Origin of the sequence: Lentihominibacter hominis (assembly GCF_014385065.1) — a bacterium.
In the GTDB taxonomy this organism is placed as follows: Bacteria; Bacillota; Clostridia; order Peptostreptococcales; family Anaerovoracaceae; genus Lentihominibacter; species Lentihominibacter hominis.
The window spans coordinates 1082041-1105971 of the sequence record NZ_JACRTA010000001.1; the positions used below are offsets into that span (position 1 = coordinate 1082041).

General features: G+C 40.7%; 19 protein-coding genes. 15 read left to right on the plus strand and 4 right to left on the minus strand.

Annotation, left to right across the window (positions count from 1 at the left end):
* The first annotated feature begins 11 nt into the window (after window positions 1–11).
* From H8692_RS05055 to gap, 10 genes are all read left to right on the plus strand, one after another.
* Window positions 12–1394: a TrpB-like pyridoxal phosphate-dependent enzyme gene (locus H8692_RS05055; RefSeq protein WP_177267631.1), complete on the plus strand. Its 1383-nt coding sequence runs from the start codon at window positions 12–14 to the stop codon at window positions 1392–1394.
* 78 nt (window positions 1395–1472) lie between these two features.
* Window positions 1473–2912 carry a 4Fe-4S dicluster domain-containing protein gene (locus H8692_RS05060; protein WP_177267632.1) on the plus strand — a complete coding sequence of 480 codons (1440 nt, stop codon included), beginning with the start codon at window positions 1473–1475 and terminating at the stop codon, window positions 2910–2912.
* Between the two features lie 132 nt (window positions 2913–3044).
* Window positions 3045–3311 (plus strand): 30S ribosomal protein S15, encoded by a 267-nt coding sequence (rpsO, locus tag H8692_RS05065; RefSeq protein ID WP_177267633.1) that lies wholly within the window; start codon window positions 3045–3047, stop codon window positions 3309–3311.
* Window positions 3312–3425: 114 nt separating this feature from the next.
* Window positions 3426–5528: a polyribonucleotide nucleotidyltransferase gene (gene pnp / locus H8692_RS05070; RefSeq protein WP_187525101.1), complete on the plus strand. Its 2103-nt coding sequence runs from the start codon at window positions 3426–3428 to the stop codon at window positions 5526–5528.
* Between the two features lie 280 nt (window positions 5529–5808).
* Window positions 5809–6555 (plus strand): DeoR/GlpR family DNA-binding transcription regulator, encoded by a 747-nt coding sequence (locus tag H8692_RS05075; protein ID WP_177267635.1) that lies wholly within the window; start codon window positions 5809–5811, stop codon window positions 6553–6555.
* Between the two features lies 1 nt (window position 6556).
* Window positions 6557–7474, plus strand: a complete 918-nt coding sequence (gene pfkB, locus H8692_RS05080; RefSeq protein WP_187525102.1) for a 1-phosphofructokinase — start codon at window positions 6557–6559, stop codon at window positions 7472–7474.
* Window positions 7475–7514: 40 nt separating this feature from the next.
* The gene (locus tag H8692_RS05085; protein ID WP_187525103.1) at window positions 7515–9449 is read left to right on the plus strand and encodes a PTS fructose transporter subunit IIABC; all 1935 of its coding nucleotides are present in this window, start codon (window positions 7515–7517) and stop codon (window positions 9447–9449) included.
* 22 nt (window positions 9450–9471) lie between these two features.
* Complete coding sequence (locus H8692_RS05090; protein WP_177267638.1) at window positions 9472–9738, plus strand: HPr family phosphocarrier protein; 267 nt, start codon at window positions 9472–9474, stop codon at window positions 9736–9738.
* 24 nt (window positions 9739–9762) lie between these two features.
* Window positions 9763–11478 (plus strand): phosphoenolpyruvate--protein phosphotransferase, encoded by a 1716-nt coding sequence (gene ptsP / locus H8692_RS05095; RefSeq protein WP_177267639.1) that lies wholly within the window; start codon window positions 9763–9765, stop codon window positions 11476–11478.
* A 13-nt stretch (window positions 11479–11491) separates the two neighbouring features.
* A complete protein-coding gene (gene gap / locus H8692_RS05100) occupies window positions 11492–12511 on the plus strand; it encodes a type I glyceraldehyde-3-phosphate dehydrogenase (protein WP_177267640.1) in 1020 nt (339 codons plus the stop codon).
* Window positions 12512–12601: 90 nt separating this feature from the next.
* On the opposite strand, the gene H8692_RS05105 is transcribed toward gap, so the two are convergent.
* Together H8692_RS05105 and H8692_RS05110 are read right to left on the minus strand one after the other, a co-directional pair.
* Window positions 12602–13684 (minus strand): NAD(P)H-dependent amine dehydrogenase family protein, encoded by a 1083-nt coding sequence (locus H8692_RS05105; RefSeq protein ID WP_177267641.1) that lies wholly within the window; start codon window positions 13682–13684, stop codon window positions 12602–12604.
* Between the two features lie 168 nt (window positions 13685–13852).
* Window positions 13853–14689, minus strand: coding sequence for a MerR family transcriptional regulator (locus H8692_RS05110; protein ID WP_177267642.1), 837 nt, complete (start codon window positions 14687–14689; stop codon window positions 13853–13855).
* A gap of 127 nt (window positions 14690–14816) precedes the next feature.
* On the opposite strand from H8692_RS05110, the gene H8692_RS05115 reads away from it, so the two are divergent.
* The 5 genes from H8692_RS05115 (at window position 14817) to H8692_RS05135 (ending at window position 22330) form a co-directional block, all read left to right on the plus strand.
* Window positions 14817–16130 (plus strand): FAD-dependent oxidoreductase, encoded by a 1314-nt coding sequence (locus tag H8692_RS05115; RefSeq protein ID WP_177267643.1) that lies wholly within the window; start codon window positions 14817–14819, stop codon window positions 16128–16130.
* A gap of 300 nt (window positions 16131–16430) precedes the next feature.
* Window positions 16431–18533: a M28 family peptidase gene (locus tag H8692_RS05120; protein ID WP_187525104.1), complete on the plus strand. Its 2103-nt coding sequence runs from the start codon at window positions 16431–16433 to the stop codon at window positions 18531–18533.
* 143 nt (window positions 18534–18676) lie between these two features.
* Window positions 18677–20563, plus strand: coding sequence for a sensor histidine kinase (locus H8692_RS05125; protein ID WP_177267645.1), 1887 nt, complete (start codon window positions 18677–18679; stop codon window positions 20561–20563).
* Window positions 20553–21308, plus strand: a complete 756-nt coding sequence (locus tag H8692_RS05130) for a response regulator (RefSeq protein ID WP_187525105.1) — start codon at window positions 20553–20555, stop codon at window positions 21306–21308. The genes H8692_RS05125 and H8692_RS05130 overlap by 11 nt, the downstream gene beginning before the upstream one ends.
* Before the next feature lie 170 nt (window positions 21309–21478).
* The gene (locus H8692_RS05135) at window positions 21479–22330 is read left to right on the plus strand and encodes an Mrp/NBP35 family ATP-binding protein (RefSeq protein ID WP_187525106.1); all 852 of its coding nucleotides are present in this window, start codon (window positions 21479–21481) and stop codon (window positions 22328–22330) included.
* Window positions 22331–22373: 43 nt separating this feature from the next.
* On the opposite strand, the gene H8692_RS05140 is transcribed toward H8692_RS05135, so the two are convergent.
* The gene (locus tag H8692_RS05140) at window positions 22374–22823 is read right to left on the minus strand and encodes a threonine/serine exporter family protein (RefSeq protein ID WP_177267648.1); all 450 of its coding nucleotides are present in this window, start codon (window positions 22821–22823) and stop codon (window positions 22374–22376) included.
* Window positions 22820–23608: a threonine/serine exporter family protein gene (locus tag H8692_RS05145; protein ID WP_187525107.1), complete on the minus strand. Its 789-nt coding sequence runs from the start codon at window positions 23606–23608 to the stop codon at window positions 22820–22822. The genes H8692_RS05140 and H8692_RS05145 overlap by 4 nt, the downstream gene beginning before the upstream one ends.
* Window positions 23609–23931: the final 323 nt, after the last annotated feature.

Consider the following 23931-nt stretch of genomic DNA (forward strand, 5'->3'; position numbering starts at 1 on the left):
AGGAGTTTTAAATGAAAACTAAAATACCGCACAGAATATATCTTACAGAAGATCAAATTCCCAAGCAATGGTATAACCTAAGGGCAGATATGAAGGAACAGGCCGCTCCTCTGATTAACCCTGCTACAGGCAGGCCTGCGGCTCTCGAAGATCTTTATCCTGTGTTCTGCGAGGATCTGGCAAAGCAGGAGATGGATGATGAAACCAGATATTTTGATATTCCTGAGGAAGTTTTGGATATTTACAAGATTTACAGACCATCACCTTTATGCAGAGCCTATAATCTTGAGAAAGCTTTGGATACACCGGCAAAAATATACTATAAATTTGAAGGAAATAATACATCCGGAAGTCATAAACTGAATTCTGCTGTGGCTCAGGCATATTATGCAGGAAAAGAAGGTCTTAAAGGAGTAACTACAGAGACGGGAGCCGGCCAGTGGGGGACAGCTCTCTCGGAAGCTTGCTCATATTTTGGACTGGATCTGGAGGTTTATATGGTTAAGGTATCATTCCAGCAGAAACCTTTCAGAAAAGATATCATGAAGACTTTTGGAGCAAAAGTTTTCGCATCACCTTCAGAGAGAACGGAGGCTGGACGAAGGATCTTGGCGGAAGATCCGGATAACAGCGGAAGCTTGGGCTGTGCCATATCAGAAGCGGTGGAAAGGGCTGTTACAAGCGATGGGTATAAATATGTACTTGGCTCGGTCCTCAATCAGGTGGTGCTTCACCAGTCTGTCATAGGCCTTGAATCGAAAACGGCTATGGAACTTTGCGATGAATATCCTGATATAGTTATAGGATGTGCGGGAGGCGGTTCGAATCTCGGAGGCCTTATAGCTCCGTTTATGCAAGATAAGCTGACCGGTAAGTCAGATCCGCGGTTTATTGCTGTAGAGCCGGCTTCGTGCCCATCTCTTACAAGGGGTGTTTATCGATATGATTTCTGTGATACAGGAAAGATTACTCCTATGGCTAAGATGTATACGCTGGGCTGCACATTCAAGCCGTCGGCCAATCATGCAGGCGGCCTTAGATATCACGGGATGTCCCCGATACTGTCCAAGCTGTATCATGATGGATATATGGAAGCTGTAGCGTATGAACAAACTAAGGTCTTTGAAGCAGCAGTTCAATTTGCCAAGCTTGAGACGATTCTTCCTGCCCCGGAATCGGCTCACGCCATCAGAGCGGCTATAGATGAGGCTTTGAAATGCAGACAGACGGGAGAAGCAAAGACTATTCTATTCGGTCTTACAGGAACAGGATACTTTGATATGACAGCGTATGCTGCGTATAATGAAGGGAATATGAATGATTATATCCCTAGTGATGAGGAACTTAAACCTGCTATAGAGGCTCTTCCTAAGATACCGGGAATACAGGAATAGTAAATATGGGTGTTTACAATTCTTCATTTGTATCTTATTATATAAATAGAAAGTTATAAATTTAACAGAGAGGTATTTATGAGAATTTTTGACACCAAAGTACAAGAATTAAAGTATACGGTATTAATGGAGCTGGCATGGCAGACATGGAGGGGCAATGATGCCTTCATGGTGTTTAATGAGATAGCCGATGAGATTGTCAAGAAGGATGCGCCTCCGATGAGCTGCTGTATTTACAAGGACAGAGCCATAGTGGCAGAGAGAATCAGGATTGCCCTTGGCGGTAATAAAAATAACCCTAACATTATTCAGGTGATAGATATTTCATGTGATGAATGTCCTGTGGCCGGTCATGTTGTAACAGATCTGTGCAGAGGATGTGTAGCTCACAGATGTTCTGATGCGTGTAAACTGGGGGCGATAACATTCGATGATGAGCAGATGGCTCATATAGATAAGGATAAGTGTGTGGAATGCGGAAAGTGCGCAGAAGTGTGTCCTTACAGTGCCATAACCAATTTTAAGCGGCCTTGTGAAAAAGCCTGCAAAGTAGATGCCATATATATGGCAAAAGATGGTGTCGCCACTATAGACAGCGAGAAGTGTATTGCCTGTGGCGCATGTGTATATCAGTGTCCTTTCGGAGCTACTCTTGATGTGTCCAGTATAACCGATGTTATCAAGACGATAATGGCCAGTGAAAACAATGAAAAATTTAAAGTATATGCGGTAGTAGCTCCGGCTATTGCCAGCCAGTTTACATATGCCAAACCGGGACAGGTAATAACGGCGATCAAGGAAGTTGGCTTTTACGGAGTTGAGGAAGCTGCACTGGGAGCTGATATCGTGGCTTATAATGAAGCGGAAGAGCTTCAGGAAAGAGAGCTGATGACATCGTCGTGCTGTCCTGCTTTTGTCCAGTATATAAAGAACAATTTCCCGGAGATGGAGAAGTATATATCTACCAGTCTGTCTCCTATGGCTGAAGCCGGAAAACTCATAAAAAAATATGACCCTGACTGCAAAGTTGTGTTCATAGGGCCGTGTACCGCTAAAAAAGGGGAAATAAAGGATCCAAAGGTGGCTGAATATATCGATTATGTTTTGACTTTTGAAGAACTTCAGGCTCTGATAGACAGTAAAGACATTGAAGTAGAGGAACTGCCTGAGACGGATCTTAATACGGCGTCGCCTTTCGGAAGAAATTTTGCAAGATCAGGAGGCGTTGCAGACGCGGTTGCGGAAGCCGTTAAAGAGAGAATAGGTGATGAAGTTAAAGTTAATCCGATAGTGTGTGACGGTATTGATCAGTGCAAATCTGCACTGACCAGAGCAAGCAGAGGGGTACTGCCCAATAATTTCATAGAAGGAATGGTGTGTGACGGAGGCTGCATAGGTGGGGCAGCTTGTCTTACCCATGTGGATAAAGCCAATAGGAAAAAGATCGAGGCGTATGGAATAAGCGCCAAGATCAAAGAAATACAGGAAGCTGTAGAGCAAGCCAACAACAGAGAATAAAAAATTATATAGCTTGCAATGATTATATTAATATGGTAAGATGAATTGTTAGCAAATTTACCTGCGGCTTAGTCGGGCGAAACTCCGACGGCGACTCGGCGGCAGGCGAATAAGAATAAGGAGGAACAGAATATGATAACAACTGAAAAAAAAGCGGAAATTATTAAGGAATATCAGAGAAAAGAAGGAGACACAGGTTCTCCGGAAGTTCAGATAGCAGTACTGACATACAGAATAAACGATCTGAACGAGCATCTTCAAATACACAAGAAAGACCATCATTCAAGAAGAGGTCTTTTGAAGATGGTAGGACAGAGAAGAAACCTTCTTAATTACCTGAGAGAGAAGGATCTTGAAAGATACAGAGATCTTATCACTCGCTTAGGTTTGAGAAAGTAAATTAAACTTAAAAATTTAGGCGGGCTCATATTGATCCCGCCTGTTTTTTATCATGCAGGAAATATTGCATAGATGTTGTTAGAAGAAAGAATAAACAGGAGGTAGTTGTTTATTATGAAATTTACAGATTACAGGACTTTTAAGACAGCCATCGGCGGCAAGCTTCTCGAACTTGAGATAGGAAAAGTATGCGAAATGGCTAATGGACAGGTTATGGTGAGATATGGCGATACTGTGGTTAATGTTACGGCCGTAGCGTCTAAAGAACCGAGGCCTGATATTGATTTTTTCCCGCTTTCTTGCGACTATGAGGAAAAGATGTATGCAGCCGGAAAGATTCCCGGTGGATTTATTAAAAGAGAAGGCCGGCCGAGTGAAAAGGCTATACTTAATTCAAGGCTGATGGACAGACCTTTGAGACCGTTGTTTCCTAAGGGTTTTTTCAATGATGTGCAGGTGGTGGCGACTGTTATGTGTGTCGATCATGATGCGCCGTCTGAAATTGCCGCTATGATAGGATCATCAGTGGCGCTTGCGATATCTGATATTCCGTGGGACGGACCTACGGGATCTGTTCTTATAGGAATGATTGATGGACAGTTTGTGGTGAATCCGTCATTGGCGCAGAGAGAGGAAAGCAGTCTGCATTTGGTGGTTTCCGGTACTAAAGAAGCTATTATGATGGTAGAGGCGGGCGCTGAAGAGGTGTCTGAGGAAACTATTCTGGATGCTATAATGTTTGCCCATGAAGAAATAAAGAAGATAGTAGAATTCATAGATGAGATCGTGAAGGAAGTCGGCAAGCCTAAAATGGAGCTGGAGCTTTATAAAGTGCCTGAAGATATAGAAGCAGCGGTCAGAGAATATGCAGAAGATAAGATGAGAGCCGCTATCCAGACTTATGACAAAATGGAGAGACTGGATAATATGGATGCTGTGGAAGCTGAGACAAAAGAACATTTTGAAGAGATATATCCTGACAACAGTAAGGATATCGGCAATGTGCTTTATGCTATAACCAAGGAGCAGGTGAGAAGTCTGATCCTTGATGACGGAATCAGACCGGATAACAGGAAAGGTACGGAGATCAGGCCGATATGGTGTGAAACCGGTCTTCTTCCGAGGACACACGGTTCAGGCTTGTTTAAAAGAGGACAGACTCAAGTAATGTCTATTGCGACTCTGGGACCTCTGGGCGAAGCGCAAACTATTGATGGAATAACGGAGCAGACTGAGAAAAGATATATGCATCACTACAACTTCCCACCTTACTCTGTGGGAGAAGCAAGACCTATGAGAAGTCCGGGAAGAAGAGAGATTGGACATGGCGCATTGGCAGAAAGAGCGCTTTTGCCGGTATTACCTGATGAGGAGGATTTTCCTTATGCTATCAGGGTAGTATCTGAGGTTCTTTCCTCTAATGGTTCTACATCGCAGGCATCTGTATGCGGAAGCTGTCTGGCTCTTATGGATGCAGGTGTTCCTATTAAAGCTCCTGTTGCCGGAATAGCCATGGGACTTATAGAACGGGTGGAAGAAGACGGAAGCAGTAAGATGGCAATCCTTTCAGATATACAGGGTATGGAGGATTTTCTTGGGGATATGGACTTTAAAGTGGCTGGTACAGCTAAAGGTGTGACAGCTATTCAGATGGACATTAAAGTACACGGTCTTTCGAAGGAAGTTCTGCAGAATGCTTTGAAGCAGGCTTATGAAGGCAGAATGCATATAATGAAAGAAATGCTGGATGAGATATCAGAACCGAGGAAAGAGCTTTCTCCTTATGCTCCGAGGATTATATCTATGCAGATCGATACCGACCAGATTAGAACTGTTATTGGACCTGGAGGAAAGACTATTAATAAGATAATCGCTGACACCGGAGTAAAGATTGATATCGATGATACAGGGCTTGTATATATTGCTGCTCCTGATATGGAATCTGCTCAGGCAGGAGTTAAGGAAATCGAGATGTTGCTTAAAGAACCTGAACCCGGTGAGATTTATGAGGGAAAGGTGACACGAGTGATGCCTTTTGGAGCATTTATAGAGATTCTTCCGGGAAAAGAAGGCTTGCTGCATATTTCGAAAATGGCAAAAGAAAGAGTGGAAAAAGTGGAAGATGTCATGAATGTCGGTGATATGGTGACGGTAAAAGTTACTGAGATAGATAATCAGAACAGGATAAATCTTTCAAGAAAAGAACTGCTTAAATAAATTAAGAAAATATAAAACATCCGGTTTTAAAAGAGACCGGATGTTTTTTTATATAACTTATAGTATTTGGAGAGTATGAGAGTCGATATTTGTGTAAAAGCTAAGATTGCAGTTTCGCATTTTTTTGTTTTGTATGAGAAAAGCATGCGATGTAAGAATGATAATTAGTTGGGATTCTGATAAAGTGTGGAGAAATTTGAATGAAAATGAAATATTTTGAATGAAAATGATTGACTTTGAACGAGATTGTGTTATTATTAAAACACAAAGGAGAAAAGATATGCTGCAGGAAGAAAGATTCAATAAGATATTGGCAGAGTTATCCGAAAAAGGAGCCGTAAAAAATATCAGGCTTGCCGAAATGCTCAATGTCAGCGAATCTACAATTCGACGAGACATAAATGAGCTTGATGATATGGGCAGATTAAGAAAAGTTTTCGGCGGAGCAATGCGGATAGAAAAAGATGTGAATACACTGGAAGAAGACATTATCACGAAGTCTTCAGTTCATGTTGATGAGAAAGAACTGATAGCCAGATATGCGGCCGGCCTCATAGATGACAATGATTCAGTATTCATAGATGCCGGCACGACTACGGAAAAGATGGTAGAGCATATAGAAAATCATACAGCGACTTACATGACCAATGGCATAATTCATGCTCAGAAGCTTGCTCAGAAAGGAATGGATGTAAGTGTAGTATGCGGGAGAGTAAAGGGAAAGACACTTTCCGTAATAGGTGCAAGAGCTGTGAAGTCAATACAAAGCTATAATTTTACAAAATGTTTTATGGGTGTCAACGGTATAGATGTTTCCAAAGGATTCACGACGCCTGATCTGGATGAGGCTATGATAAAAGAGGAGGTTGTGAAGCGGTCTCATACATCGTATATATTGGCAGATTCTTCGAAATTTGATCAGATATTTGCGGTGACATTTGCAAAATTAAAGGGATCATGTATTATTACTGATACATTAAATAATGATTTATACAGAGAATATGCTGTGATAAAGGAGGTTAAGTGAGATGATATACACGATAACCATCAGTCCCGCTATAGATTATGTAGTACATCTTGATTTGCTGAAAGAGGGAATGACTAACCGTTCGACCCATGAAGAATATTTTCTGGGAGGGAAAGGGATAAATGTATCTCAGGTACTTAAAGAACTTGGAGTGGGGAGTGTGGCTCTTGGATTTGTCCGCGGATTTACCGGGCAGGCTCTTGAATCGGGACTTCGGGATAAAGGGATAGATACTGACTTTATTCATTTGACACAGGGGATAACCAGAATAAATGTAAAAATCAAAGCAGATGAGGAAACGGAGATAAACGGACAGGGAACTGTGCCTACAGCAGCGGATTTTGACAAATTGGCAGAAAAGCTGAAGAAACTTAAAGATGACGATATTCTCATTATATCCGGCAATATACCTAAGGTACTTCCTCAGGATACTTATGATAGAATATTGAAGCTTACCAAAGATAAAAAAATGAGAATAATAGTGGATACAAACGGCGATCTTCTCATAAATTCACTGAAATACAGACCCTTCCTTATAAAACCTAATATAGACGAGCTCAAAGATATTTTCGGAAAAGACATCAGCGCTGAGGAAGGGGCATTAAAGCTTCAGGAGTCCGGAGCGCGTAATGTAATAGTTTCATTAGGCAAAGATGGAGCAGTCCTTCTGGCAGAAGACGGTAATATATACAGAGCAGGAGTATGCACAGGGAAGGTTCTCAACACAGTTGGATCAGGCGATTCCATGGTGGCGGGATTTCTTGTAGGATATATGCAGACAGGTGACTATAAATATGCTCTTGATCTGGGAAGTGCGGCAGGATCCGCAACGGCACTTTCGCCGGGTCTTGCTGAAAATCATAAGATATACGGTTGTTTAAAAGAGTTGAGGGGCACCGAAGATGTGCAGCCTAAATGATCACTTTAGTGATCTGAACTAAAGGAAAGGAGAATTAAACATGCGTATTACAAATTTATTAAACAAGAGTGCTATGATTCTCAATGCTGATGTTTCAGACAAAAACACCGCAATTGAAGCATTGGTTGAGATGCATGACAAGGCCGGGAATCTTTCTGATAAAAAGAAATACAGAGAAGATATTCTGGCAAGAGAGGCAGAGAGTACTACGGCAGTAGGCGAAGGTATAGCTATACCTCATGCTAAAAGCAGCGCGGTATTAAAACCCGGTCTTGCTGTGATGACTGTAAAAGACGGGATAGATTACGGAGCCCCTGACGGAAAGCCTTCAAATCTTCTTTTCATGATAGCGGCTCCTGAAGATGGCGATCTTCACCTTGAAGTCCTCTCACGTCTTATGACACTTTTGATGGATCTTGATCTCAGAAAGAATCTGCTGGAAGCCGGAAGTAAGGATGAATTTTTAAATATAATAGATAAAGCCGAAGAAGATAAATACGGAAAGCCTGAGTCTTCGGCGGTTAAAAAGAGCGAAAAAAAATATCAGCACAAAGTAGTAGCAGTAACGGCGTGTCCTACAGGAATAGCACACACATATATGGCAGCAGAAGCGCTGGAACAGAAGGCTGCCGAAATGGGTGTACAGATAAAGGTGGAGACTAATGGTTCAGGCGGAGCTAAAAATGTATTGACTCCTCAGGAAATACAGGAAGCAGACGGAGTTATAATAGCTGCTGATAAAAACGTTGAAATGGTACGTTTTGATGGGAAGCCTGTTTTGAAAACTACTGTATCTAAAGGTATAAATGAACCGGAGGAACTGATACAGGAAGTAATAAAAGGCAAAGCTCCTGTATACACGTATGAAGGAGGGAAAACAACAGAGATCAATGTTTCAAGTGAATCTGCGGGACGTCAGATCTATAAGCATTTGATGAACGGTGTTTCATATATGCTTCCATTCGTTATTGGCGGAGGAATAATGATTGCTTTAGCATTTCTGATTGATACTATTGCAGGAGCGCCGAAAGATTCTTCCTTCGGAACTTATACTGCAGCCGCCGCTTTCTTTAAGACGATAGGAGGATATGCATTCAGCTTTATGCTTCCGGTACTGGCAGGATATATAGCAAGAAGTATTGCTGACAGACCCGGTCTTGCTGTAGGCTTTGTGGGAGGTTTTATAGCCACAGTAGGAAGTACATTTGCACAAGTATCGGGTGACAGCTCAGCTATTTCGGGATTCTTGGGAGCTTTGATAGCAGGGTTCGCAGGTGGATATATCGTACTTCTTCTTAAAAAGATCTTCTCATTCCTTCCTAAATCACTGGAAAGTATGCTGCCTGTATTGATCTTGCCTCTGTTGGGAACAATAATAATCGGACTGTTTATGTGTGCTATAAATCCGGCTGTCGGAGCATTGAATATGTGGATCACAGATCTGCTTAATTCTATGGGAGAAACCAGTAAGATAATACTCGGATGCGTAGTAGCCGGAATGATGGCGATAGATATGGGAGGACCGTTTAATAAAGCGGCATATGTTTTCGGTACAGCAGCAATAACTACAGGAGGCTTTGATATCATGGCGGCTGTAATGATCGGAGGTATGGTTCCGCCGATAGCAATCGCTCTCTGTGCTACATTCTTTAAAAACAAATGGACTGATACAGAACTGAAATCAGCTCCTATAAACTATATTATGGGACTATGCTTTATAACGGAAGGAGCTATACCATATGCGGCGTCAGATCCTATTAGGGTTATCCCTTCATGCGTAGTGGGTTCTGCCGTAGCAGGCGGACTTTCTATGGCATTCGGATGTACTTTGAGAGCTCCTCATGGAGGAATATTTGTATTCCCTGTAGTAGGAAATGTACTGTTTTATGTGATTGCACTTGTGGTAGGAGCTGTTGTAGGAATGGCGCTTTTGGCTATATTAAAGAAAAATATTGCCAGAAAAGTTTCAAATTAGATATTGAGCGGAGGAAAATAAAATGGTATCAAAAAAAATGAAGGTGGTTAATTCACAAGGATTTCATATGCGCCCTGTAACCGAATTTGTAAATAATATGAATAAATATAATGCAGACGTTAAAATTATCGCTAAAGGAAATGAGATTAACGGAAAAAGTCTTATGAACATAGTTGCCTCCTGTATAAAATTCGGAGATGAGATAGAACTTCAGTGTACCGGACCGGATGAAGATGCTGCGCTTAAAGCGGCAGCAGATATGATTGAATCCGGATTTGGCGAAGAATAGATAAGATTTACGGAGGATCAAGTCATGCTGAAAGGAATCCCGGTGTCGGAAGGAATAGCGAAAGGTATCGCTGTTTGTATAAAATCCGAGGATAAATCGGAAAATAAACAATGCATTTATAAAAAGGCAGAGGATAAAGATCAGGAATCACGCAGGTTTAATACGTCGCTTCAATCGTTTCTGGAGGATACTCAAGAGTCGGTAAATAAACTTAAAAAACGAGGAATGGAAAAGGAATCGGGAATACTGAAGAGCCATATGGAGATAGTAAAGGATCCTTCTGTGATATCAAAGATAAATGAGGAAATCGAAAATGGATGTTGTGCAGAAGAAGCTGTAGATAAAACAATGGGATTTTTTGCCGATATCTTTGAAGCAACAGGTGATGAACTTACTATGCAGAGGGCAGCGGATATACGTGATGTGAATAAAAGTCTCAGAGATAAACTTACAAAATCAGAGTCTGCCGATTTATCTAATATTCCGAAAGGCTCGGTGATAATAGTAGATGAATTGACTCCATCTATGGCGGTTTATATAGACCCTGAGAAAGTCACGGGTATTATAGCTGAGTCGGGAGGGTATACTTCTCACTCTGCAATACTTTCCAGAGCGCTGGGAATCCCGGCGGTACTCAGTGTTCCTGAAGCTCTTTTGAAAATAAATGACGGAGATGAGCTGATTGTTGATGGAACGACAGGTGATGTAATAAAGGATCCTACGGATGCAGATGAAGCTGAATATATGAAAAAGGCAGAGGATTTCAAAAAGCATAAGGAATTGCTCAGAGAATTTTCAGGTAAACCGAGTATGACATTATGCGGGGAAAAAAAAGATGTCTTTGCTAATATAGGAAATGCTGCAGATGCCGAGAAAGCCAGATCTGATGATGCTGAGGGAATAGGTCTTTTCAGAACGGAGTTTCTTTACATGGATAGAGATTCTGCACCCGGTGAAGAGGAGCAGCTTGAAGCTTATAGAAAAGCGGCAGATATATTTGCTCCTGCGCCTGTTATAATAAGGACGCTGGATGTAGGCGGGGATAAAAATATTCCATATATGCATATGGGCAAGGAAGATAATCCTTTCATGGGATTTAGAGCAGTAAGATATTGCCTTGAAAACCAATCATTATTCAAGACACAGATAAGAGCCTTGCTTCGGGCTAATACACAGGGGAACATAAGGATAATGTTACCTATGGTAACGAATCTGTGTGAAATAAGGGATGTAAGAGATATGATAAATAAATGCTGCGAGGAGTTGAAAGCAGAGGGAAAAGAATTTAATTCGAATGTCTGCTTGGGTATTATGATAGAAACACCGGCTGCAGCGGTTACGGCAGATATACTTGCCGGCGAAGCAGATTTTTTCAGTATAGGGACCAATGATCTTACAGGATATATGATGTCTGCAGACAGAGGCAATGCCAAGGTTTCATATCTTTATAAGGCATATCAGCCTGCCGTGCTGAGGATGATAAAATTTATATGTGAATCAGCTCATAAAGCGGGTATCCCTGTGGGTATGTGCGGAGAAGCTGCGGCAGATACGATACTGACTCCGTGTCTCATCGCTTTTGGGCTTGATGAATTCAGCGTAGACAGCGGAAAGGTGCTGGAAACCAGAAAAAATATTTCTATGTGGAGTTTTAATGAAGCAGTAGAAGTATCTGAAAAAGCCATGGCTTTACATACTGCTGAGGAAACAGAACAGTATTTGAACAGTGTAAAAAGATAAGGAGGATATCATTATGAGTACTAAGGTTGCAATTAATGGATTCGGAAGGATCGGGAGACTGGCTTTCAGAAGGATATTTACAGACAGTGAATTTGAGGTGGCTGCTATAAATGATTTGACAAAACCGGAGATGTTGTCATATTTGCTTAAATATGACAGTGTTCAGGGAGCCTACAGTGGTCATAATGTTGAAAATACAGAAAACAGTATCATAGTAGACGGAAAAGAAATACCTGTATTTTCTTCGCCGGACCCCGGTCAGCTTCCATGGGGGAAATTGGATGTAGATGTAGTTCTTGAATGTACAGGTTTTTTTGCTTCAAAGGATAAGGCAAGAGCGCATATTGAAGCGGGAGCTAAAAAAGTTTTGATATCAGCGCCTGCCGGAAATGATCTACCGACTGTTGTCTATGGTGTAAACCATGATATCCTCACTAAAGATGATGATGTTGTTTCGGGAGCAAGCTGTACTACAAACTGTCTGGCTCCTATGGCAAAGGCTCTCAATCAATACAGAGAACTCAGGACAGGTTTTATGACTACGATACATGCTTATACCGGAGATCAGATGATTCTTGACGGACCTCATAAGAAGGGTGATTTCAGACGTGCGAGGGCCGGAGCTGTAAATATCGTGCCTAACAGTACAGGAGCGGCTAAAGCTATAGGCCTTGTTATCCCTGAGCTTGACGGTAAGCTTATTGGGTCGGCTCAGAGAGTGCCTGTTCCTTCAGGATCACTTACAATCCTTGATGCTACTTTGAAAGACGAAACAGACAGTGTATCTGTTGAGGGAATAAATGAAGCTATGAAGGCCGCTTCAAATGATTCTTTTGGTTATACCGAAGAAGAGCTTGTTTCCAGTGATATAATCGGTATGTCATATGGTTCGCTTTTCGATGCTACACAGACTCTTGCAGAAAAATGCGGTACACATATTTATGAGGTTAGAATTGTGTCATGGTACGATAACGAGATGAGCTACACTTCTCAGCTGGTAAAGACTCTCAAACATATGGGAACCTTGCTTTAAGAAGATAATTCCTATACCACATTATTAAATAACAGAAAATACGCCGAAAAGAAATTGTTTTCCGGCGTATTTTCTGTTTGTCAGAGAATTTTACAAACTTGTGATATATTCGTTCATGGGTTTTACCATATAACTACTGTATGGAAGTTTGTCAGTACTGATATAGCCTGCGGGAGCATCGATGAGCTGCGGCAGTCTGTTTAGTATTGTAGCGCATGTCAGTTCGACAGTAGACGGTTTGTTTACTATGATTGTTGTATCGGGTTCTCCGTAAAGAGTCCACTGATTTTTATCAAATTCTTCAGGTGCATATACTTTTCCTATGCATTCTGTTTCAAGGACTATTCCTTCAGCTGTCTTTGTGGTAACAATAGCTGACATACCAGTAGCATTTCCGGCTTTTACAGTCATACCGAGAGTATCTGATCTCAGATCCTTGTGATAGGTGTGGGGTATGCATTTTTGTGTCTGAGATATGATAGTGAGCCCCAGCTTACTGCAAAGCCATCCGTTTTGGTTCCACATATATGATGGAATATATTCCCCTTTTTTGACAAGAGCGCCTATTTCTTCTGAGGATAGGTTGTTGCAGGTGCCTATTTGCTTTTCGAATTCCTCTATGCTTAGCCCTGCTCCGTGCCCTTGGGCAAGGGCTATTCCGTAATCTTCTACGTTATAACTGCTGCTTCCTTTAATTTTAGTTATTTTTGCAAGAGATGCGGCGATATTAGTTATCATGGTTCCCCAGTAAAGATCAGGATATCCGCTTCCACATAGTGTACAGTTGTTTTTCTTTGAAAGCATATCTAAAGCCTTTGTTATGTCAGGTGATGAATTCCATGGATAAAGAGATTCTTCACAAGTCGAGATAGCATTGATTCCATTTTTTGCACATACTGAGAAGGCCTCTTTCAGCTCTTCCATAGTGCTGCGTGTGGCAATGATACATGCGTCAGGCTTTGTATTTTTTAGAATGGTATCCGCATCAGATGCAGGGGAGATTTTTAATCCGACAGGATTACCGCCGGTGATGATACTGATATCCTTTCCAACTATATCCGGATTTACATCAAAGGCTGCAACCAACTCAGCTCCTTTTTCCAAAACATAACTTATCAAATATTTACTCATTTTACCGCACCCGTATTGTGCTATTTTTACTTTACGATTCATAATGATACCTCCCATTTTATTGAAGTATGGACTGATTTATAAATTTTATACTATAAGCATAATCCTTATAGTTAGTATAAAGTCAACAGTATTTTGAAAATTCTAAAATTTATTGTGATTAATATTAATGAATCGTAAAAATTTATGTACAGTGTATCTTTTGTAAGATTATTTTGAACTGACAGGTATCTCAAGTTTATAAAACATATTTCTGCAGTTGTTTTCAAAAATGGGAAACTCCACAAGAACTTCACACAGATAATCTCCGCATATTTGAAGTCCGCTTCTATGTATTTGGGCTATCAGTTTGGCTGCATTATCTTTTTCTGCGTAAAAATCATCTGAACAAATACAGTAATACATTGCGGCAGGTATGGTTTCAGGATTTAATGCATGGTCTTGAGGATCGACAAACAGGAAAACTTCATTAGCAGAAAAATCACCTTTAAGCATCGTTTCTTGCCTCATTATGGTTCCCACGTTGCAGAAGTAACCCATGGAGAGGTCTTCGCTGGCCAAGTGCATCTTTAATTCTCTAAGCATATATTCGTATCCTGTATGATCCTGATCAAAGAAATTTTTTTCAGTGGAATAACGATAGATATACCTTTCCTGTATGTATTCCATAAACATTCGGCCGTCCTTTGGCAGAGACTCATATTTTCTGTAATTTTCCAGCATTCTGGAAATAGAACGACTGCGCCTTGAAAGTTCATCTATTTGAATGTCTATAGAGAGTTGCTGCCGTTTTAAAAAAGATTTTATATCGTTGGAGCTTCCGTTGTCCAGGGTATGGCGGATTTGTTTGAGCGTCATGCCGTAATCTTTCATATATTGTATCATATCAAGCCGCGCTGACTGGATTATATGATAATAGCGATAGCCTGTATCGGGATCTGTGACGGCAGGAGTCAGCAGTCCTTCTCTGTCATAAAGTCGCAGAGTCTGAGGTGAAATATGATTCAGTTTTGCCATCTGTCCAATGGTCAGAGAGTTTAAATTCATATATAGCCTCCTTTAAAGCTGATAATTTATTTGATTATACGATAAAAAATAAGGCCCTTTCAAGGGTCATGAACCAATTTGCTGTATGATTCATATCTTAATATGAACATAGTTGGGAGGGATTTTTTTGTATAGAGTTGTAGTAATAGGCGGTGGCTGGTCCGGATGTGCAGCGGCGCTCACCGCAAAAAAAGCAGGAGCGGATGTGACGCTTCTGGAAAAAACAGATCTTCTTTTAGGTCTGGGAAATGTAGGCGGAATCATGCGCAACAATGGCAGGTTTACTGCTGCCGAGGAAAATATAGCAATGGGGGCAGGGGATTTATTTGCCATCACAGACAAATGTTCGCGCCATATTAATATAGATTTTCCCGGGCATAAGCACGCAAGTCTTTATGATGTTACCAAAGTGGAACCGTGTGTGAGAAGACTTCTTCGTGAAAAAGGTATAGATGTAAGGCTTATGGCGCGAGCGGTAGATGTAGTGACAAGAAAGAAAAATAAGCAGAGGGGCGGCAGAGACGGTGAGTCTGTCATTGAAAAAATTGTATTGGCTGGCGGAGAGGAAATTGAGGGGGATGTTTTTGTAGAAACAACAGGATCCACAGGTCCTATGGGAAATTGCCTTACATATGGAAACGGATGTTGTATGTGTATCCTCAGGTGTCCTGCTTTCGGTCCGAGAGTAAGTATTAGCGCTAAAGCCGGCGGAAGCGATATAATGGGCAAAAGAAAAGACGGATCTTTTGGAGCTTTCAGTGGCAGCGGCAAACTGGAAAAGCGTTCTTTGTCAGAAGAACTGCAGCACCAGCTCAATGAAACCGGTGTAGCAGTAGTTCCTCTTCCGGAAAAAGCTATAAAACGTGAAAAACTTGATATGAAGGTATGCAAACAATATGCTCTCAATGAATATGCCGAGAATATAGTATTGCTGGATACGGGATATGCTAAGATAATGACACCGTTTTTTGATCTGGAGACACTGAGACAGGTTCCGGGGTTTGAAGATGCCAGATATGTAGATCCTTATGCCGGAGGCAAGGGTAATTCTATCAGATATCTTTCTGTTGCAGAAAGAGAAAACACTATGAAAGCTGCCGGAATAGAGAATCTGTTCTGCGGGGGAGAAAAATCAGGTCTTTTTGTAGGTCATACCGAAGCTATTTCTACCGGAAGCCTGGCAGGCCATAATGCGGTAAGATATCTCAAGGGAATGAAGATGCTTGAACTTCCTATCGGAATAGCTATAGGAGATCTTATTTCGTTTGCAAACGAAAGCCTCAAGACAGATGATGGACTGATGAGTCGTTATACTTTTGCCGGAGCTGAATATTTTAAGAGGATGAAAGAAAAAGGACTTTATTCTACAGATGCAGAGGAGATCAGCGCTAAAGTCAGAAGGTATGGCGTAGATAATATATATGAAGAGCAGCTCATATAAACATAAATATCAGATATATCAGTATATTCGAAAAAAATATTGACAATGAAAAAGGTTTTGGTATAATGCTTTTAGGAACAGCCGATGTAAAGCGGCAGTTTGTCTTTTAAAACATAGGAGATTGAGAACCGAAAGAGAATACGTCAAGTAAGCTCATCGCAGACCAATACATTTACTTTGTATTGGTCTTTTTTATTATGCAGAAAATATCGTTTTGTGATATTGATGCAATGCAATAAAGCCAGCTGCCGGAGAAAATAGGTGAAGCCGGCTTTGTTCTTATCAGAAAGGAGAGATGTAATGAAGATGACAAAGAAGTTGGTGGGAGTAATACTGGCTGCTGTTATGGTGCTGACGTGTCTGACTGCATGCGGTGGTAAGAAGGATATGGAATATCCTGAGGATTTTCAGAAGTTTATGGATGTTCTGGATACAGATTTTTCTTATGATGTGGACAAAACTATATCAGAAAAAGGGGATGATCCTGCTTTGGGATTCAGATCAGCAGGATCACCTGCGGAAAAGGAGACTGCCGAGTATATAAAGCAGACTATGGAAGAAATCGGGCTTGAAAATGTTACTGTGGACAAGACCCGCTTGGACGGATGGACTTTTAATGGAGCTAATATAACCTTTAAAAACGCAGATGGTGAAGAAGAGAAAATAGATCTGGGCGGATATCAGACGACTATACAGGCTGATAATGAAACGGTAGAGGTAGTATACTTGGGTAAGGGGACTGCTGAAGATTACGAGAATGTTGATGTGACAGGCAAACTGGTTCTGATAGATATCAATCAGAATGAGGAATGGTGGATCAATAGTCCGGCGTATCAGGCTCATGTTAAAGGAGCTAAGGCGGTACTGGCTAATACTGAACTTCCGGTAGAGATGGATGATCGTATCGGCACTCAGGATATATGCGGACCTGAGGATGCTCCTGCTATGGGAATCAGTCAGGAGGATACAGATGCACTGAAAGAAGCTATAAAGGCTTCAGGGAAAAATGAAATAGAAGTAGTTTTAAACGCTGATTCAGTGGTTACAGAAGATGCTGAAAGCCAGAATGTATGGGGAGAGATTCCGGGAAAGACTGATGAAGTGATATATATGATGGCGCATATGGACGGGTATTTTCATTCTTTTTATGATGATGCTTCAGGTGTGGGGCTGATATTGGGATCAGCCAAAGCCATGATAGACAGTGGATATAAGCCGGATAAGACAATAAGATTTATCTGTCATGGAGCTGAAGAATGGGGCAAGATCGACAGTCAGTCTGACTGGGCTATAGGAGCTTATAAGCAGATCACGGAGATACATCCTGAATGGGCGGAAAATGCCTTTGCTATTGTTAATATAGACGGAGCTTACTGCGTGAAGGACGAAACTACATTTGGAATTTCTGTGTCGGAGGAGCTTTACAGCTATATTGAGCCATTAGTTCAGCCGATGTTGGATGAGTCAGACTATGAATATCAGTATGTGATGCCGCCAAGCACATATAAGGAAGACTTTAATTATATGACATGCGGAGTACCATCGGTGGCAACGGCTAAAGGTGAAGAGACATTATTTTATGATACAGCTTATCATACCAATGCTGATAGTGAAAAGGTAGTTGAATTTGATGAAGATGCATGGATCTGGATGCATACTCTTTACGCAAGGATTGTGTATGCTTTTGATGATCTTGCCGCAAGACCTATGGATTTCGGAACACGTTTTGAAGCTTTTAAAGAGTCTATAGATAATGAGATCTCAAATGATAATCAGCTTACTGAAAAGGCCGACGGCGCTATTGAAGCGGCGAAACCTGTCACAGAAAAAATAAATAAGCTCAATGAAGATTATGAGAAAGCAGTAAGTGACGGAGATACAGAACAGGCAGATAAGCTGAGGGAAGAGGCGATAGAACTGAATAAACAGCTGCATGGGGCATATAAAAAAGTACAAGATGAATTTCTGTATCTTGACGGGGAGATGACTGTAGTATTTCCTCATGAGACGAGACAGTCTAATGTACAGAATCTGCAGGGAGCTATAGATGCGCTCAAAGACGGTGATGCAGAAACTGCTTACAATGATTATCTTTCAGGGATAAACAATGGATGGTATGCTATGTATTTTGATAAAGAGACTGTAGATTATTTCAATGATAATTTTATTGAAGGCGTAAGAGGAACATGGGCAGAAGGCAATGTGGATCCTATGGATTGTTATGTTGATGATATTATAAGAAGCCTTATGGATAAAGCGGATTCGGAAAGTCAAGATTTTGCAGATGAAATCAGCCGTCTGGAACAGTTGAAAGAAGAGCAGAAAGCTCTCCTTGATACCGTGATACAGCAGGAAGAAGAAGGGCTTGACACAATAACGGAAACATTACAAACACTTTTATAAAGATGACAATGTTTTTATAACATAAAAATTTTAAAATAGCTGTCTGATGGCAATATCAGGCAGCTATTGCATTGCCACAGAAAGATATTATAATTATATAAAGCAGGCATACATGTGGACAGTGTTGAGGGGAGAAGGCGAAGATGAATCGTATTATCAAAAAGATATCTGCAATAACAATTCTTATAGCTTTTTGTGCTTTTACAGCTTTTGCAGCTATTGAGACAGTCACTTTTTCCAAGGTATTGAAAAAAGCTGCTGATGATAAGCTCTTTTTTGAGACTAAGAAGTTTGCAAATCAGATAAGTATGGTTTTTGAAAATGCAGAGGGCTCGGTAGATACATTGTGTGCAGAAGTTTCTAACAGCTTTGATATATCTGAACAACTTCGAGACTCTTCTTACATAAAGGAATATATGAAGCTGTATTCTCCTGTCATAAAGGATGCTCTTACGGATATAGAAGATTCTCAGGGCTTGTATATAACCTTCTCCCCCGATATAACCGATAGGCAGGGGACTTATGAGATATGGTATTCTTATGATAAAGACGGCAGGCTGACATATACCGATGCTATGAGCAATGGTATATATTACGAATCATTTGATGATGAAGAATTCCCGACAATGCAGTATTATTTTTCTGCTGTTGAAAGTCCCGGGGAGGGAATCTGGACTGAACCTTATGTAGATTCGGACATAAATGAAGAAGTAATTGCTTATTCCAGAGCAGTGTACTGTGAAAATATGTTAATAGGAGTTATAGGTACAGATATCTATACAGAATATACTATAGACTTGATAAGTGATATGAGAGTGGAAAATGACGGAATGGTTTTTCTTTTAGATGGTGAAAATAATGAGATTATATCATCTGACAATATAAGAGAGGCAGGATTTTTGGATTCGCATGATCTATGGGAGACAATAACAGCTGGGATGGAAGGAAAAAAGGACGGATTTTTCGGTGTGGACTGGAATGGCAAGGCCATGAGAATCAGCTTCAGCGAGCTGAGCAATGAATGGAAGCTGGCGATAATAAATTATGAAGATAAGCTTTACAGCGCTTATGATAATATAATAATAATAGTTATATCGTTATCTGCGATTCTGGTGCTTTTATTGTCTGCGGCAATATATTTTACTGTGAGATATTTTTCCAGCCCTGTTGACAGAGCTATAAAGATGCTTCATATGATGGACCTTGATAATCAGGTGGAAGAGAGAGAAGCTACCGGAATAAAGGAAGAAAGTGATATAGAGCTGATCGTCAGGAAAGCTATGAAGAGGCAGCGTATGAATGACATTATGCTGGCGAATCAGGCAAGGCTGGCATCAGTAGGTGAGATGATGGCAAATGTTACTCATCAGTGGAAACAGCCTCTAAACAATATAAATATCGTAATGGGAAATCTCAAAGATGATATAGAAAACGGACAGATTAGTGAGGAAGAGGCTCTCTTGGCTATATCCAAGGTAGAAAGACTGACTACGGGAATGTCAGATACCCTTACTGATTTTTCGGATTATCTCAAACCTGATATGAAACTGGTGGCATTCAATGTAAATCATGTTATAGAAGCAGTTCTTGATCTTTTTAAAGATAAAATAAAGACAAGAAATATTCAAGTCAATGTAAAAGGTGAGGAAGGCCTGATGTCATATGGATATAAAAATTCTTTATATCATGTGATTCTCAATATAGTGGACAATGCAATAGATGCGATAGATGAAAGAGGGAGTGAAGGCGGGATAATAGACATAGCTATAAGGCGGGAAACAGGAAAATGCGGTAGGATATCCGTCGAGATATTCAACAACGGAGTCCAGCTTTCGGAAAGTGAGCGGGAAAATTTGTTCAGGCCATATTATACTACTAAAGGAAGCAGCGATGGTACAGGGCTTGGGCTTGCTATCTCCAAACATTTTATAGAAGAAAGTATGGCTGGTGAAATAAGCCTTGAAAATTATAAAGACGGTGTCAGATGTGTTATACTCATCAATGAGAAGGAGGAGAGACATGACAGGTAATACATATTTGTCTCAGCTTAAGATATTGTATGTAGAGGACGATGACTGTACAAGACAGGAGCTTGAACATTATCTCAGAAAAAAGGCAGGCAAAGTGATAACGGCATCTGACGGAGAAGAGGGGCTGAAAAAATACAGTGAGGAAGATCCCGATATAGTTATAGCTGATATTTTGCTTCCCAGAATGAACGGCATAGATATGCTGAAGCAAATAAGAAAACCTGGGGGAAGATGTCCCTTTATAATCACTTCATCTGTACATGAAACAGAGATGATAATAGAGGCGGTTGATACCGGCATAGTCAAATATGTGGTAAAACCCATAATACTTGCTCAGCTTCTTGATGCCCTCAATAAACTTGCAGCTACGCTGCGAAGCGGGAATGTAATTTTCGGGAATGTGGAGAAAAAGCTGGAATTTGAGAGCAAAATAAAACAGGCTATGACAGCGTTTTTGAAAAGAACTGCCGGAAAAGGGCCCAGAGATATGACGGTGTTCATCAGTGACGAACAGATACAGATATCTGCTTATGGAATGATAACACCTCTTGAGCGTAAACTGCTGGAAGATAAACATAATGTGAGTCTTATAGAACATATACATAAAAGTTATTATAAGACAGTAAAACCGGAAATGGAATTTATGGTAAAAGAAATTATCGGCATAGATGTGATTCTGTCGCATACAGATTTTGCAGTCTTTAAATCTATGGATCATCTTATTTTTGAAATAGACGGCAAGTAATATAAACAGCTGGATTTAAGGAGAAGGCTCTCGCGGGCCTGTAATATAAGCGTGTATTATCAATAGCTTGCCTTTGTTGACAGTGAATAGTATAATATAATTAACATATGCCAAAAATATCGGTTATAATTTTTATTATGGCCGTAAAACCGGAAGAGAGGTAATAAAAAATGGACGAAAAGGAAAAAGTACAGCAGTCATCAGGTTGTGACTCTGACTGCAGCCATTGCGCCAGCGCAGGGAGCTGCAGCAGTCAGCCTCAGAGCATGCTGGAGGAAACCAACAGTATGAATAATATCAAAAAAGTAATAGCAGTGGTGAGCGGTAAAGGCGGTGTGGGAAAATCCCTCGTAACTTCACTCATGGCTGTAAATATGAGGAGAGCCGGCTATAAGACGTCGATTCTTGATGCTGATATAACAGGACCTTCTATTCCTAAAGCATTTGGCATCAGAGAAAAGGCTATGGCTAACGAGCTGGGGATATTGCCTGTTATTACTGAAACCGGAATAGGAACAATGTCAGTAAACAATTTACTTGAAAATGATACGGATCCTGTGGTCTGGAGAGGTCCGGTAATAGCAGGAACAGTGAAGCAGTTCTGGACGGATGTATTATGGGGCGATGTGGATTATCTTTTTGTGGATATGCCGCCGGGAACAGGAGATGTGCCTCTTACAGTATTCCAGTCTCTGCCTGTGGACGGCATAATAGTGGTGACTTCTCCACAGGAGCTGGTGTCTATGATAGTTGAAAAGGCAGTGAAAATGGCAGAGATGATGAATATCCCTGTACTGGGTTTGGTGGAAAACATGTCTTATCTTAAATGTCCCGAGTGCGGTAAGGAAATTCCTGTATTTGGAAAGAGCAAAGTAGATGATGTTGCCGGGGATCATGGACTGGATGTTCTGGGAAAACTTCCTATAGATCCTAAACTGGCTGAGGCCTGCGATAGAGGCAGAATAGAGTATTTTGAAGGAAATTGGCTCCATAAGGCAGTAAAAAAGCTGCAAAATTTATAAAATGAGGTATGAGAAAGTTTGCAGGTTATGATGATTTTTTTCATCATAACCTGTTTATTTTTTTTGTTATCATTATTATGACACCTGTTACGGAGCCCATAAGAAGCAGCCCTGCTGCAATAGCCCCTGCAGTCAGGATAGTTTCTTTTACTGTTTCGCCAAAGGATTTATTTGTGTATTCAAGCATGGCAAGCATACTGTAGTAAGTTCCTGCTCCGGGGACTAAGCTTATTATGCCCGGAATAATGAACATAGTGGAGGTTTCCTTGAATACTCTGGCGAATATATTGCTGAACAGCCATACAAGACAGGAAGATATAAATGTAGAAAACACCGGTGACATTTCAAGGAATGTAAAAGCTTGATATGACATCCAGCTTACAGCTCCCACAATACAGCATAAAGGGAATTTGCGTGACGGGACATTAAATATAATACAAAAACCACATGTCATAAGCAGGGAACATAGAAGCTGAAGCAGTATTGTTATCATAGTATAGCGCCTCCTCCCAATATTTCCCAGAGTTTAATGACAACGCCGGCTCCGGCAGCCAGAGAAAGGGCAGTCAGAATAGTTTCCATCAGTCGGGCTACACCGGCCAGCATATCGCCCGAGAGAAAATCTCTTATGGAATTAGTAAGAGCTACGCCGGGAACAAATAACATAATAGTTCCTATTATAATAGGATCATAAGTTGCAGCATCTATGAGAGAAGCTGCGGAAAGTGCAATGAAAGCAACCAACGCGCAGCTGCAAAAGCCGGTTACGAAGGAATTTATTTTCAGTTTGTTGAGAAAGACCGAAAACAAATAGCCGAGAATACCTGAAAATACAGAGATACAACAGTCTGCAGCGCTTCCTCCGAATATCAGGCAAAAAGCTGACGATATCATTGCTGCACCCAATAGGCGGACTGGCAGAGGATAGATTCCTCTGTCATCTATTTCTTTTAACACAGTCATTCCTTCATCAACAGAAAGCGTTGCAGCAGAGAATTGTCTGGAAAAATGATTTACTTGAGAGATCTTTCGAAGATCTGTACTTATTCCTTTTATTCTTTTGACGTATGTCTGAGTATCATCTTCATCTCCACCTCTGTCCATGGATATGAAGATGCCCGTAGGAGTAGCAAAAACTTCTACGTTATCCATTTTACAGGCCTTGCATATATGAGTCATGGTATCTTCGACTCTGTATATCTCGGCTCCGTTTCTCATCATTATCTCACCGGCATATAATGCCAGCATGAGAACCTTCTTCTGAAACAAATCGACCATTTTAAAACCTCATGATATTAAAATTAGAGTTAAAAATATATTGTGACAATACGTTTTGAGCAAAATCATTATAACAAAGAATATGTATGTTGTGTAAAAGATTCTGTGCAAAAATTATGCTGATATGAAATAATGTTAAAGTCAAAACAATACCGCGACAGAGATTGCCGCGGCGTTGTTTTTTGCATTAATTTATATAAATTTATTAAAGAGGCTTAACTTCAGTCTCAAGAGTGATGTCCAGTTTAGCAGCATATGCAAGATACTTGTCGCATTCTTCATATGTCAGCATATCTGATGAAAGAAGTCCTGTCTGATCATAA